The organism is Streptomyces sp. NPDC096323, from assembly GCF_040302845.1.
Lineage (GTDB): Bacteria > Actinomycetota > Actinomycetes > Streptomycetales > Streptomycetaceae > Streptomyces.
In genome coordinates this window covers 365,073-378,664 of the sequence record NZ_JBEOSI010000002.1, presented here as the reverse complement: position 1 = coordinate 378,664, position 13,592 = coordinate 365,073, and the positions used below count along the sequence as shown (strand labels likewise).

The window sequence follows — 13,592 nt, the reverse complement described above, 5'->3', positions numbered from 1 at the left end:
GCGCGGGGGGCCGGGTGCGGTGAACGGGCCGGGGCCCCGTCCGCTATGCCTCGCGGGAGCCCGCGTACATGTCCTCGATCAGGTCCTTGTACGCGCGCTCGACGACCGGCCGCTTCAGCTTGAGACTGGGCGTGACCTCGCCGTGCTCGATGTCGAGGTCACGCGGGAGCAGCCGGAACTTCTTGATGGTCTGCCAGCGCTGCAGTCCCTCGTTGAGGCGCTTGACGTAACCCTCGATGAGCTCGACGGTCTGCGGGGACGCCACGACGTCCGCGTACGACTTGCCCTCCATGCCGTTCTCGGCGGCCCAGCCGAGGATGGTCGGCTCGTCCAGCGCGATGAGCGCGGTGCAGAAGTTACGGTCCGCGCCGTGCACCAGGATGTTGGAGACGAACGGACAGACCGCCTTGAACTGGCCCTCGACCTCGGCCGGCGCGATGTACTTGCCGCCGGACGTCTTGATCAGGTCCTTCTTGCGGTCGGTGATCCGCAGATAGCCGTCCACGGACAGTTCACCGATGTCGCCGGTGTGGAACCAGCCGTCGGCCTCCAGCACCTCGGCCGTCTTGTCCGGCAGCCCCTGGTAGCCCTCCATGAGGCCGGGGCCGCGCAGCAGGATCTCGCCGTCGTCGGCGATCCGGACCTCGGTACCGGGAAGCGGCTTGCCGACCGTGCCGGTGCGGTAGGCCTCGCCCGGGTTGACGAAGGAGGCGGCGCTCGACTCGGTGAGGCCGTAGCCCTCCAGGATGTGGATGCCGGCGCCGGCGAAGAAGAAGCCGATCTCGGGGGCGAGCGCGGCGGAGCCGGAGACACAGGCGCGGAGCCGGCCGCCGAACGCCTCGCGGATCTTGGCGAAGACGAGGGTGTCGGCGACCTTGTGCTTGGCGCCGAGCCCGAAGGGCACGGAGGCGGTGCCGGTGCGCCGGAAGTTGTCCTGGGAGACCTTCGCGTACTCGCGGGCGACGCCGGCCGCCCAGAGGAAGATCTTGTACTTGGCCCCGCCACCGGCACGGGCCTTGGCCGCGACGCCGTTGTAGACCTTCTCGAAGATCCGGGGGACGGCCGCCATGTACGTCGGCTGGACGATCGGAAGATTCTCGATGATCTTGTCGACCCGGCCGTCGACGGCGGTGACGTGTCCGACCTCGATCTGTCCGGAGGTGAGCACCTTGCCGAAGACGTGCGCGAGCGGCAGCCAGAGGTACTGGACGTCGTCCTTGGTGATCAGGCCGGTGGAGACGGTGGCCTTGGCCATGTACGACCAGTTGTCGTGCGGCAGCCGTACGCCCTTGGGGCGGCCGGTGGTGCCCGAGGTGTAGATGAGGGTCGCGAGCTGCTGGGGGGTGATGGCGTCGACCCGCGCCTTGATGGCCTCCGGGTTCTCTGCCAGGTACTCGGCGCCCCGGGCCTCCAGGTCGGCCAGGGAGAGCACCCAGCCCTCCGGGTCGCCCTCGGCCGGTCCGGCGCCCTCGGCGTCGATGACGACGACGTGCGCGAGGTTCGGCAGCTCGGCGCGGCGCTCGCGGGCCTTGGCCAGCTGGGCCGCGTCCTCGGCGATCAGGACCCGGCTCTCGGAGTCGGAGAGGATGAACGCCGACTCCTCGGCGTTCGTCGAGGGGTAGATGGTGGTGGTCGCGGCGCCCGCGCACATGACTCCGAGGTCGGCCAGGATCCATTCGACCCGGGTGCTCGCGGCGAGCGCGACGCGCTCCTCCGGCTGCACGCCCAGCGCGATCAGCCCGGCCGCCACCGCGTAGACGCGCTCGGCGGCCTGCGCCCAGCTCAGCGACTTCCACTCGTCGGGACCCTGGCCGGCGGCCGCGGGGACGGGGTAGCGGTAGGCCTCCCCGTCCGGGGTGGCGGCCACCCGGTCGACGAAGAGGGTCGCCACGGAGGGCGGACGGTTCTCGATCATGGTCTGTGTGTCGCTCACGACATCCTCCGGGCCTGCGGCAGTGCTTCACGAGGGGCTGCTGATTGCGGGTGTGCTCTCCGCTTGGGTCTGCGTGCTTGATCCTGCGTGCTGGGGTCCGCACGTGCTGATCCCTGACTGCTCGGGTCTGCGCGTGCCGGGTACTGCGTGCTGCTTGATCCTGCTTGTTTAACTGGCGAGTAACTACGAAGCCGTGATCAGAGTAAAGCGCCCGCGCGCCCCGCGTAAGGGGCAACGGGGCGCCGCTTCATAACGAACGGGCCCCCGCGGCGCGACGTCGTGCGCTGCGGGGACCCGTTCATCTACTGGCCGGTAGGAGTGCGGGACGGAACTCCGCCCCGGCCCCCTCCTCCGTACTACTTCTTGGCCTTGGTCTCCCCGGCGGACTCGTCGGTCGACAGCACCGAGATGAACGCGTCCTGCGGCACCTCCACGTTGCCGACCATCTTCATCCGCTTCTTTCCTTCCTTCTGCTTCTCCAGCAGCTTCCGCTTACGGGAGATGTCACCGCCGTAGCACTTGGCGAGGACGTCCTTGCGGATGGCGCGGACGGTCTCACGGGCGATGACCCGGGAGCCGATGGCCGCCTGGATCGGCACCTCGAAGTTCTGCCGGGGGATGAGCTTCTGCAGCTTGGCGACGAGCCGTACGCCGTAGGCGTACGCCTTGTCCTTGTGCGTGACCGCGGAGAACGCGTCGACCTTGTCGCCGTGCAGCAGGATGTCGACCTTGACGAGCTGGGCGGACTGCTCGCCGGTGGGCTCGTAGTCGAGCGAGGCGTAACCCCGCGTCTTGGACTTCAGCTGGTCGAAGAAGTCGAAGACGATCTCGGCGAGCGGCAGGGTGTAGCGGATCTCGACCCGGTCCTCGGAGAGGTAGTCCATGCCGAGGAGCGTGCCGCGGCGCTGCTGGCAGAGCTCCATGATCGCGCCGATGAACTCGCTGGGCGCCAGGACCGTGGCCCGGACGACCGGCTCGTGCACCTTGTCGATCTTCCCCTCGGGGAATTCACTCGGGTTGGTGACGACGTGCTCGCTGCCGTCCTCCATCTCGACGCGGTAGACCACGTTCGGCGCGGTGGCGATGAGGTCGAGACCGAACTCGCGCTCCAGCCGCTCACGGACCACGTCGAGGTGGAGCAGGCCGAGGAAACCGACACGGAAACCGAAGCCGAGCGCGGCGGAGGTCTCCGGCTCGTACACCAGGGCGGCGTCGTTGAGCTGGAGCTTGTCCAGCGCCTCGCGCAGATCCGGGTAGTCCGATCCGTCCAGCGGGTACAGACCCGAGAACACCATCGGCTTCGGGTCCTTGTAGCCGCCCAGCGCCTCGGTCGCCCCGTTGCTCAGCGAGGTGATCGTGTCACCGACCTTGGACTGCCGGACGTCCTTCACGCCGGTGATGATGTAGCCGACCTCGCCGACACCGATGCCGTCGGACGGGGTCATCTCCGGGGAGGAGACACCGATCTCCAGCAGCTCGTGGGTGGCGCCGGTCGACATCATCCGGATGCGCTCGCGCTTGTTCAGCTGGCCGTCGACGACACGGACGTACGTGACGACTCCGCGGTACGCGTCGTAGACCGAGTCGAAGATCATCGCGCGGGCCGGGGCGTCCGCCTTGCCGATGGGCGCGGGAACGTCCCTGACCACCCGGTTCAGCAGCGCGTCCACGCCGACGCCGGTCTTCGCGGAGACCTTGAGGACGTCCTCGGGCTGGCAGCCGATGAGGTTGGCCAGCTCCTCGGAGAACTTCTCGGGCTGGGCGGCCGGCAGGTCGATCTTGTTGAGCACCGGGACGATGGTGAGGTCGTTCTCCATCGCCAGGTAGAGGTTGGCCAGCGTCTGGGCCTCGATGCCCTGCGCGGCGTCGACCAGCAGGACCGTGCCCTCACAGGCGGCGAGCGACCGGGAGACCTCGTAGGTGAAGTCGACGTGTCCCGGGGTGTCGATCATGTTGAGGACATGGGTGCTGCCCTGGCCCTCACCTGCCGTGGGCGCCCAGGGCAGTCGTACCGCCTGGGACTTGATGGTGATGCCGCGCTCGCGCTCGATATCCATCCGGTCGAGGTACTGGGCGCGCATCTGCCGCACGTCGACCACACCGGTCAGCTGGAGCATCCGGTCGGCGAGGGTCGACTTGCCGTGGTCGATGTGCGCGATGATGCAGAAATTGCGGATCAGCGCCGGGTCGGTACGGCTCGGCTCGGGCACGTGGAGAGGAGTCGCGGGCACGCAGGGTCCTGATTCTTGAGACGCCGAACGCCGTGTCTCGGGTCGATGTCGGGTCGGTCGGATCTGTACGTAGCCTCCATCGTCCCACGCCTGCGGGGTGAAGACCGGTTTGGGCCGCTCGGAGTGCGACTGGTACCGTGGACAGCTGTGCCTCGTGGCTCTCGGGCCGCAAGGACACACATCGAAGATCCAACGAACCTGAAAAGGCTCTTTCGTGGCGAACATCAAGTCCCAGATCAAGCGGAACAAGACGAACGAGAAGGCGCGCCTGCGCAACAAGGCCGTCAAGTCCTCGCTCAAGACCTCGATCCGCAAGGCCCGCGAGGCCGTCGTGGCGGGCGACGTCGAGAAGGCCACCGTGGCCGTTCGCGACGCTTCGCGCGCCCTCGACAAGGCTGTCTCGAAGGGTGTCATCCACAAGAACGCCGCCGCCAACAAGAAGTCGGCGCTGGCCACCAAGGTTGCCACCCTCCAGGGCTGAGCATTCTGATGTGATCGCCGGTACGGACCCAGCGGGCCCTCTCTCCCGCTCCTGACCGGCACCCCGCGCCGCACACCGAACCTGCGTTCGCCACGCGGGTGCGGCGCACCAAGCGCACCTCGAAGGCCCCGGTCGTCTCCCTCCCCAGGGAGACGACCGGGGCCTTCGGCATGTCGTGCGTACGACGGGCCACGGGCCGCCTCCGGGGCCTTCGGCGTGTCTTAGGTACGACGGGCCGCGGGCCGCCACGCTGCGGTGGCCGCGATCCGCCTCCGCCGGCACGGGCCACGGGCCGCCTCCGCCGCGCTGGACGCGAGGCGACACGTTCCGGCCGCGCCCGGCCAAACCCAGCCCGTCCGGCGATTGAGGACACTGAACGGCAAGTTCAAGCCCGTCCGGCGATTGAGGACATCCGGGCAGCCACCTCAAGCCCGTCCGGCGATTGAGGACGCCCGAACGGCAAGTTCAAGCCCGTCCGGCGATTGAGGGCACCACGGCCAGCCGCACGACGAACCGGCACCCGAGGCCACCGCCCCACGCGGGGGCGGCCCCACGCGGGGGCGGCCCCACGCGGGGGCGGCCCCACGCGGGGGCGGCCCCCGCTACCGCCCCGCCCGCCCCATCCGCGCGGCCCGCGCCACCGCGACCACGGCCTTCTCCAGCGCGTACTCCGGGTCGTCCCCACCGCCCTTGACCCCCGCGTCCGCGTCCGCGACCGCCCGGAGCGCCACCGCTACCCCGTCCGGCGTCCATCCCCGCATCTGCTGGCGCACCCGGTCGATCTTCCAGGGCGGCATGCCCAGCTCCCGGGCGAGATCGGCCGGCCGCCCCCCGCGTGCCGACGAGAGCTTGCCGATCGCCCGTACGCCCTGCGCGAGCGCACTCGTGATCAGGACGGGGGCCACACCCGTCGACATCGACCAGCGCAGCGCCTCCAGCGCCTCCGCCGCCCGCCCCTCGACGGCCCGGTCGGCGACCGTGAAGCTCGACGCCTCCGCGCGCCCCGTGTAGTAGCGCGCGACGACGGCCTCGTCGATCGTGCCCTCGACGTCCGCGACGAGCTGTGCCGCCGCGCTCGCCAGCTCCCGCAGATCGCTGCCGATGGAGTCGACCAGCGCCTGGCAGGCCTCGGGTGTCGCGGAGCGTCCCAGCGTCCGGAACTCGCCCCGCACGAAGGACAGCCGCTCGGCGGGCTTCGTGGTCTTCGGGCACGCGACCTCCCGCGCCCCGGCCTTGCGTGCCGCGTCGAGCAGGCCCTTGCCCTTGGCGCCGCCGGCGTGCAGCAGCATGAGGGTGATCTCCTCGACCGGGTCGTCGAGATACTTCTTGACGTCCTTGATCGTGTCGGCGGAGAGATCATGCGCGTTGCGCACGATCACCACCTTGCGCTCGGCGAAGAGCGAGGGGCTCGTCAGCTCGGCCAGCGTGCCCGGCTGAAGCTGGTCGGGGGCGAGGTCCCGGACGTCCGTGTCGGGGTCGGAGGCACGGGCGGCCGCCACCACCTGCTGCACGGCGCGGTCCAGGAGCAGGTCCTCCTGCCCCACGGCGAGCGTGAGGGGGGCGAGCGGGTCGTCGGTGGAATTCCTTCTGGTGGCCATCGCCGTCCAGCATCCCACGGGCCGCTGACAGCCCGGCCGCGACCACTGCCCCCGGCCTCGCGGCCGGCTACGGCGACGACCACCGCACCGAGCCCCGTGGCGCGTAGCCGAGAATGGGCCGGTGAGCGATGTGAGACATGTACTGGTGCTGCCCGACCGCGACGCCGCGGAGGAGGCGGCCGGAGAGCTGGCCGACCGGTTCGGGGTCGCCGAGGAGCCGCAACTCGTACGCGACGCGCTGGCCGGCGAGGACGACGCCGAGGACGCCCAGTGGCTGCTGGTCGTGGAGGACCCGGACCAGCGCTTGGACGCCGCGGCGCTCGACGCGTTCGCCGCCGAGTACGAGGGCTGGCTGGAGGCTCCCTAGCGGCGGTGCCCGGGGCCGGCCCCGGGCACCGCCCGGCAGTCAGCTCTTCGGGACGATCTGGATGTCCATGTCGATCGAGATGCTGGAGCCGACCGCGGCGATGCCCCGGGCCAGCATCGTCTGCCAGGTGAGGGTGAAGTCCTCACGGTGCAGCTCGGTGGTGGCGCGGCAGGCGGCGCGGGTCTCGCCCTCCAGGCCGTTGCCGAGGCCGAGGTACTGGGTGTCCAGCGTCACCGTACGGCTCACGCCGTGCAGGGTGAGCGCACCGCTCACGCCCCAGCGGGTACCGCCCCGGTGGACGAAGCGGTCGCTGTAGAACTCCAGCGTCGGAAAGCGGCCGACGTCGAGGAAGTCGCCCGAGCGCAGGTGATCGTCGCGCATCTGGACGTTCGTGTCGATCGACGCGGCATCGATGATCACGTGCATGGCCGAGTTCTCCATGCGGTCGGCGATCCGGACCGCACCGGCGAAGGTGTTGAACCGGCCGTGGATGCGGGCCATGCCGATGTGCCGGGCCGTGAAGCCGATCTGGGAGTGCATCGGCTCGATCTCCCACTCGCCCGGGTCGGGCAGCTGCGGAGGCGCGGAGACCTGGAGGGTGACATCGCCCAGACCCGCGTGAGCGCCCTCGGCGACCGTGGCCGAGCCGTGGAAGGGTGTGAAACCCTCCGCCGTGACGGCCAGTCGGTACTCGCCCGCCGGCACCGTGGCGAGGACACTGCCGAACGGGTCCGTCTCCCCGCCGACGACCTTGCGTCCCGCAGCGTCCGTGACCACGAACTCGGCCTGCCGCACTACCTCGTTGACCGGGTCGAGCACCCGGCAGCTGAGGACGCCCGCGGCATCCGGTACGGCAAGTCCGGCGAGGGCGTTGCCGCGCACGGCACCCGTCGCTCCCTTGTTTCCGAGCCAACGGCCGAACATTCCACGCACTCCCGGGGGCGGTTTCACCTCGGGCCGGAGGGCTGGACGTCGTTGTCGGAACAGCGGCCCGCCGACGATCATGCATTCGATCACCCTTGTGGCGTTCGAGGCAAACAGAGCAGCTCGCGAGGGCTTGTGCGGAGGTGTTACCGAAGGTCCGAATTGATCGTTCCGTTTGTGTGTGTCACGCATTCGACGCAGAAACGCCGACCTCGACGCCGACCCCTCCTTCGGGCGGAAGCCGGTCGAGGCGCACGCCGAAGTTCTCGCGGTAGGCGGCGAGAACCTGCTCGTCGCTGTGCAGGCGCGTCTCGTGGCGCTCCTTGCCCACCGTCGTGAGGAGCCTGCGTCCGGAGAGCGTGATCCGGCCGGTGGGGGTGAAGCGCGAGCAGACCGGCGACCGGGTGAAGCCGGAATCGGGCGAGGTGCGGTGGTACCAGGCTCCGCCCCGGAAGTCGTCCAGCGCGCGCGGCCGCGAGTCCAGCCGGAACTGGGGTGCGCCGTCCCGCAGCACATCCACATCCCCGTGGTCCCCGCCCGCCCCGGCGGGGACCTGCGCGATCCGGAACGTGCCGCGCGGGTCCTGCTGGTCCGCGCGGTCACCCAGCAGAAGCGGACGCTCGGCATGGTCACCGAAGCCGACATCGGCGAGCCACGGCCCCGTACCGTCGTCCGTCTCCACCCCCAGTGCCAGGTGGTCGTACGGGATGCCGAGCCGCCCCCCGTCCCCGTGGACGCGCGCCTGGAACAGCGTGACGCGGAAGCCGAGCGCCCGCAGCAACACCGCGAAGGCGCCGTTGAGTTCGTAGCAGAACCCGCCGCGGCGGCCCGCCACGATCTTGTCGAGCAGCGCCTTCTCCTCCAGCACGATGTCCTCGCCGAGGTGGACCGAGAGGTTCTCGAACGGCACGGTGGTGAGATGACGCAGCTGCAGCTCGCGCAGCGCCGCCGCATCGGGGCGGGCGGGGCGCAGCGCGCCGATGCGCTCCAGGTAGGCGTCGATGGTCTGCGGCAGTTGCGGGTCCATGAGTGCAGTGTGTCCTCCCGAGCCGTGTCGCGCCCTGCGCCGATGGTCCTAGGACCCGGCCGGCGTGCCCTCATGACCGGCCCACCGCCCGCAGTCCCGCCCCGGCACCCGTCACCGCGATCGCGCCGTCCCTGTCCGTACGGAGCACCACCGCTCCCTGGGACCTGAGCGCCTCGACCGTCCGCGCGGCAGGATGCCCGTACGGGTTGTCCCGCCCCACGCTCACCAGCGCGAACCTCGGACGCGCACTGTGCACCAGGGCCGCGTCCTGGTGCGCGGAACCGTGGTGGGCGACCTTGAGGACATCCACCCGCGGCAGCGACGGATGGCTGCGCAACAACCCTTGCTGCGCCGGGGGTTCGAGGTCGCCGAGGAGCATCAGCGTGAGCCCGCCTGTCCGTACGAGCAGGGTGACGCTCGCGTCGTTCGGCTCCTCCGGTACGGGACCGGCCGCCAGGCCCGTCGTGGCCGCCGGGCCACCCGGCGGCCACAGCACCTGCCATGCGAGCGTTCCGATCCGGCGCCGCTCTCCGGGGGCGGTGCGCACCATGGGGATGCCGGCCGCCGCGGCCGTTCTCCTGACGAACGCGGCCTGTTCCGGGGGTTCGTCCAGGCTCGTCGTCTGGATCGTGCCTACGGCTCTGCCCCGCAGCACACCGGTCAGACCCCGCACGTGGTCGGCGTGGAAGTGGGTGAGCAGCAGCAGCGGGACGCGGGTGATTCCCAGGTCGCGCAGGCACCGGTCGGCGAGACGGGGTTCGGGTCCGGCGTCGACGACCACGCCCGCGCCGGGCCCGGCCGCGAGGACCAGGGCGTCCCCCTGGCCGACGTCACATATCGCGAACGCCCAGCCCGGTGGCGGCCATCCGGTCAGCACCCGGGTCAGCGGCACCGGCCGGAGCACCGCGAGGACCAGCAGCAGCGCGGCAGCCGCACAGATCCAGGGGCGGCGTCCGACGCGCCGCGCGAGGAGCACCAGCAGGACCGTCAGCGCGGCCAGCAGCAGCGCCCCCGGCCTGCCGTCGGGCCAGTCCGTCTCCGCGCCGGGGAGCGCGGCCCCGGTACGGGCCACGGAGGCGATCCACCCCGCCGGCCACCCCGCCACCCGGGCGAGCAGTTCGGCCACCGGCATGGCCACCGGTGCCAGGGCCAGTACAGCGAAACCGAGCACCGTGGCGGGTGCCACCGCGAGCTCCGCCAGCAGATTGCACGGGATTCCCACCAGGCTCACCCGGGAGGCGAGCAGCACCACCACGGGTGAGCAGACCGCCTGTGCCGCGGCCGCCGCCGCCAGTGCCTCCGCGAGCCTCGGGGGCACCCGCCGCCGTTGCAGCGCGTCGCTCCACCGCGGGGCCAGGGTCAGGAGGGCCCCGGTGGCCAGCACCGACAGGACGAAGCCGTAACTGCGCGCCAGCCACGGGTCGTAGAGCACCAGCAGGAGAACGGCGGCGGCCAGCGCCGGGATCAGGGTTCTGCGCCGCCCGGTGCCGATCGCCAGAAGCGTGATCGAACCGCATGCCGCGGCCCGCAGCACGCTCGGCTCCGGCCGGCAGACGAGCACGAAGGCGAGCGTGAGGCCGCCGCCGAGCAGAGCGGTGCCCCGCAGCGAGATCCCCCAGGCGGGCGCCAGTCCCCGGCGTTCGACGCGCAGGGCGCTGCCCGGCGGTCCGATGAGCAGGACGAGCAGGATCGCCAGGTTGGCACCCGATACCGCCATGAGATGGGTGAGGTCGGTCGCCCGGAACGCCTCGTGCAGTTCCGGTGTGACGCGCGTGGTGTCTCCGACGACCAGTCCGGGCAGCAGCGCCCGCGCGTCGGGGGCGAGGTCCTCCGTCGCCGTGCGCAGGCCTGCGCGCAGGCCGCCCGCCGTGCGCTGGAGTCGGGTGGGCGGACCGATCACGCGGGGCCCGACGCGCCCTCCGTCGGCACGCAGCACGGCGGTGGCGCGCTCCCCGCCGTGCAACGGCGGGGCCAGCCGGCCGCTGACACGCAGTCGCGTGGACGGAAGCAGTCGCTGCCACTGCGCGGCCGCACCGCCGGGTGTGACGATGACCAGCACCGGCGTACGCAGCCGTACGGCCGCGCCGGCGGGCCTCGCCAGCCGGACGATCTCGGCGTCCAGGAGCAGCAAGACGGGGGTGCTGTGGTCGCCGCGCACCCGGGGAGACGTGCGGCGGGCATCGGAGGTCAGAGTGATCTCCGCGTCGATGCGCGCGAACTGCCCGGCCAGTCCGGGTACGGGTCCCTGCCGCGCATCGGCCCGGTGCAGGCCCGCGGCCCCCGCCCCCGCCGCCGCGCAGAGCAGCACCGCCGCGGCAGCGGTGGTCTGCAACCGCCACCGCCCACCGGCACCGCTGCCGTCGCGGACCGCCCGCACCGCGACCCCACCGGCACCGCTCTCGTCACGCCCCGCCCGCACCGCGAGTGCCGCGCGGAAGGGCGGGAAGCCCGGCAGTGCCAGGAGGATCGCGGCCGCCGCGAGACAGAGCACCACGCCCACGGCCGTCCAGCGACCGGGTACGTCCAGGGCCGACGCGGCACCGGCCCAGGCCGCCAGGGCCGGTGGAACGAGCCGCAGATCGACCGGGCCCTCCTGCCTCGGGTCGGAGACCCCCAGCCGGAGGCCCGACGCGGCGTGGACGTCCTGGATGCTCACGGCCGCACCAGTGGTCGCAGATCGGCGAACCGGCGGTCACCGATCCCGTTGACCTCACGGAGCTCGTCGACGGACCGGAACCCTCCCTGCCGGGTGCGGTAGTCGATGATGTGCTGGGCGAGCACGGGGCCGACGCCCGGAAGGGTGTCGAGCTGTTCCACCGTCGCGGTGTTGAGGCTCACCGGCCCGGGGGTGACGGCGCTCGGGCCGATGCCACCTCCCGGAGCGCCTGCGACAGCCGGGCCGGGCGGGGCGCCCACGACGATCTGTTCCCCGTCGACGACAACCCGGGCCCGGTTGAGGCCGGCGAGGTCCACGCCCGGCCGGGCCCCGCCCGCCACGCGCAGCGCGTCGGCGACCCTGGCCCCGGCCGGCAGCCGGTGGATCCCGGGCCGCCTCACCTTCCCGCTCACGTCCACCACGACCTGCCCGCCCGGCCCGGCCACGGGCGGCGTACCGGGCGAGGGTTCGGGCGTAAGGGCGCCACCAGCCGCGCCTCCGTCGCCCGCGTCCGTCTCCGCGACGGGCACGTGGACGGCCTCGCCCACACGCTCGGGAGCGGGTACGGATCCCGGGCGCGCGGTCCAGAAGTGCATCGCGGCGAACACCGCTGCCGCGACCAGGACGACGCTGAGGGCGGCCAGGGTCCTCGGCTCCAGCCCGCACCTGAGCTGGAGCCACACGGGGAGCCGCTCCCGCAACGCGGGAAGGACGGGCCCCCACCGCCGCCCCTCGGCACCCGGACCCGGCGCCGCAGAGGAACCTGGGCCCGGCGCCGCAGAGGAACCCGGCCCCCGGGCCGCAGAGGAACCCGGACCCGGCGCCGCAGAGGAACCCGGCCCCGGGGCCGCAGGGGAAAGTCCCACGGATGAGGCCGGTGTGTCAGCCGACTCGCGCCGGGGCGGTGCCGCGACCGCGGCCGCGCGCATCGCCGCCCGTGGCACGGAAGGGGACCCAGGTGTGCCGGGGCCCCTTGCCGAGGCCCGAGACGCCGAGACCGGAGACGCCGAGACCGGAGACGCCGAAGCCGGAGACGCCGAGACCGGAGACGCCGCCGAGGAACGAGAGACCACCCCCACCACCGGCCGCGCGACCCGCCCTCCGTAACCGCCCGCCATCAGCGCGTCCGCGCGGCTGCGCGAGGCCGCCGCCGCAGACGCAGCAGTGCGCGCTCGTTCCCGCCGTCGCCGGCCCGGTCCGGTGCCCGCCCCGCCCCGGACACGACCGTCCGAGGCCGGACCGCGCCCCGGCCCGCTCCCGGGTCCCGAGCCGGACCCGGTCCCGCCGAGAGCGCCAACGACGCTGACGCGTCCGCCGCGGCGGACACCTCCACCGGCGTCGGCGCGATGGGTTGAACGATGTGATCGGGAAGCCATGCCACATGACGCTAGGCACTTCCGCCGAATCCCGCTGAGCTCATCCAATTCCAGTGGAAAACCGGCCCGTTGTGGATAACTCGACCACTCCGGAGAGTGACGTCAGCGGGGCGAGATCACCGCTCCCAGCAGCCCGGGGCCGGTATGCGCGCCGATCACCGCGCCCACCTCGCTGACATGGAGGTCGACCAGGCCGGGAATCCGCTCCCGCAGCCGCTCGGCCAGCCGCTCGGCCCGCTCCGGAGCCGCCAGGTGATGGACCGCGATGTCCACCTGTCCGCTGCCCGCCCGCTCGGCGACGATCTCCTCCAGCCGGGCGATGGCCTTGGAGGCCGTCCGCACCTTCTCCAGCAGCTCGATCCGCCCGCCGGCCAGCTGGAGGAGCGGTTTCACGGCAAGGGCCGAACCGAACAGGGCCTGCGCGGCGCCGATCCGGCCGCCGCGGCGCAGATAGTCCAGGGTGTCGACGTAGAAGTAGGCCGACGTGCCCGCCGCCTTCTTCTCGGCGGCGGCCACCGCCTCGTCCTGGCTGCCGCCCGCCCCGGCCGTCTCCGCAGCGGCCAGGGCGCAGAACCCGAGGGCCATGGCGACCATTCCGGTGTCCACCACGCGCACCGGCACCGGGGCGTCCTTCGCCGCGAGGAGGGCGGCGTCGTAGGTGCCGGAGAACTCCGCCGACAGGTGCAGGGAGACGATGGCACTCGCGCCCGCGTCGGCAGCCGCACGATAGGCGGCGGCGAACACCTCGGGGCTGGGCCGGGACGTCGTCACCGAACGGCGCTTCTGCAGGGCCAGCGCCAGGGAGCGGGCCGAGATCTCGGTGCCCTCCTCCAGCGCCTGGTCGCCGAGGACGACGGTCAGCGGCACTGCGGTGATGCCATGCCGTTCCATCGCCTGGGGCGGCAGGTAGGCCGTTGAATCGGTGACGATCGCGACATGGCGGGACATGAGCCGGAGGTTACCTGCCGGGGAGGGGACACGGCAGTCCGACCCCGGCAG

Annotated in this window: 11 protein-coding genes; 3 read left to right on the top strand and 8 right to left on the bottom strand. The window is 72.1% G+C overall.

Annotated features, from left to right (window positions below):
* Positions 1-43 precede the first annotated feature (43 nt).
* Positions 44-1,933 (bottom strand): AMP-dependent synthetase/ligase, encoded by a 1,890-nt coding sequence (locus ABTX18_RS05675; RefSeq protein ID WP_352121454.1) that lies wholly within the window; start codon positions 1,931-1,933, stop codon positions 44-46.
* Positions 1,934-2,289: 356 nt separating this feature from the next.
* Entirely contained in the window at positions 2,290-4,164 is a 1,875-nt protein-coding gene (gene lepA / locus ABTX18_RS05670; RefSeq protein ID WP_352121453.1) for a translation elongation factor 4, read from the bottom strand.
* A 214-nt stretch (positions 4,165-4,378) separates the two neighbouring features.
* Between lepA and rpsT the strand changes: the two genes are divergently transcribed.
* On the top strand, positions 4,379-4,645 hold the full coding sequence (gene rpsT / locus ABTX18_RS05665; protein ID WP_136325190.1) for a 30S ribosomal protein S20: 267 nt from the start codon (positions 4,379-4,381) through the stop codon (positions 4,643-4,645).
* Positions 4,646-5,247: 602 nt separating this feature from the next.
* Here rpsT and holA read toward each other — a convergent pair.
* Positions 5,248-6,243 carry a DNA polymerase III subunit delta gene (gene holA / locus ABTX18_RS05660; RefSeq protein ID WP_352121452.1) on the bottom strand — a complete coding sequence of 332 codons (996 nt, stop codon included), beginning with the start codon at positions 6,241-6,243 and terminating at the stop codon, positions 5,248-5,250.
* Between the two features lie 121 nt (positions 6,244-6,364).
* Between holA and ABTX18_RS05655 the strand changes: the two genes are divergently transcribed.
* On the top strand, positions 6,365-6,610 hold the full coding sequence (locus ABTX18_RS05655; protein WP_352121451.1) for a hypothetical protein: 246 nt from the start codon (positions 6,365-6,367) through the stop codon (positions 6,608-6,610).
* Between the two features lie 39 nt (positions 6,611-6,649).
* Here ABTX18_RS05655 and ABTX18_RS05650 read toward each other — a convergent pair whose 3' ends face one another.
* From ABTX18_RS05650 to ABTX18_RS05635, 4 genes are all read right to left on the bottom strand, one after another.
* Entirely contained in the window at positions 6,650-7,534 is an 885-nt protein-coding gene (locus ABTX18_RS05650; protein WP_352121450.1) for a YceI family protein, read from the bottom strand.
* Between the two features lie 184 nt (positions 7,535-7,718).
* The gene (locus ABTX18_RS05645; RefSeq protein ID WP_352121449.1) at positions 7,719-8,561 is read right to left on the bottom strand and encodes an arylamine N-acetyltransferase family protein; all 843 of its coding nucleotides are present in this window, start codon (positions 8,559-8,561) and stop codon (positions 7,719-7,721) included.
* A 70-nt stretch (positions 8,562-8,631) separates the two neighbouring features.
* Positions 8,632-11,217 carry a ComEC/Rec2 family competence protein gene (locus ABTX18_RS05640; protein WP_352121448.1) on the bottom strand — a complete coding sequence of 862 codons (2,586 nt, stop codon included), beginning with the start codon at positions 11,215-11,217 and terminating at the stop codon, positions 8,632-8,634.
* A complete protein-coding gene (locus ABTX18_RS05635) occupies positions 11,214-11,900 on the bottom strand; it encodes a ComEA family DNA-binding protein (protein WP_503061100.1) in 687 nt (228 codons plus the stop codon). Before ABTX18_RS05635 ends, ABTX18_RS05640 begins: the two co-directional genes overlap by 4 nt.
* Before the next feature lie 196 nt (positions 11,901-12,096).
* On the opposite strand from ABTX18_RS05635, the gene ABTX18_RS05630 reads away from it, so the two are divergent.
* Positions 12,097-12,324: a hypothetical protein gene (locus tag ABTX18_RS05630; protein ID WP_352121874.1), complete on the top strand. Its 228-nt coding sequence runs from the start codon at positions 12,097-12,099 to the stop codon at positions 12,322-12,324.
* Positions 12,325-12,695: 371 nt separating this feature from the next.
* On the opposite strand, the gene ABTX18_RS05625 is transcribed toward ABTX18_RS05630, so the two are convergent.
* A complete protein-coding gene (locus tag ABTX18_RS05625; protein ID WP_352121446.1) occupies positions 12,696-13,541 on the bottom strand; it encodes a DegV family protein in 846 nt (281 codons plus the stop codon).
* Between the last annotated feature and the right edge of the window lie 51 nt (positions 13,542-13,592).

Excerpts from the sequence above, each read along its gene's own strand:
- ABTX18_RS05645 (WP_352121449.1), bottom strand. The coding sequence starts at position 8,561 with ATGGACCCGCAACTGCCGCAGACCATCGACGCCTACCTGGAGCGCATC.
- ABTX18_RS05625 (WP_352121446.1), bottom strand. The coding sequence starts at position 13,541 with ATGTCCCGCCATGTCGCGATCGTCACCGATTCAACGGCCTACCTGCCG.
- ABTX18_RS05650 (WP_352121450.1), bottom strand. The coding sequence starts at position 7,534 with ATGTTCGGCCGTTGGCTCGGAAACAAGGGAGCGACGGGTGCCGTGCGC.
- holA (WP_352121452.1), bottom strand. The coding sequence starts at position 6,243 with ATGGCCACCAGAAGGAATTCCACCGACGACCCGCTCGCCCCCCTCACG.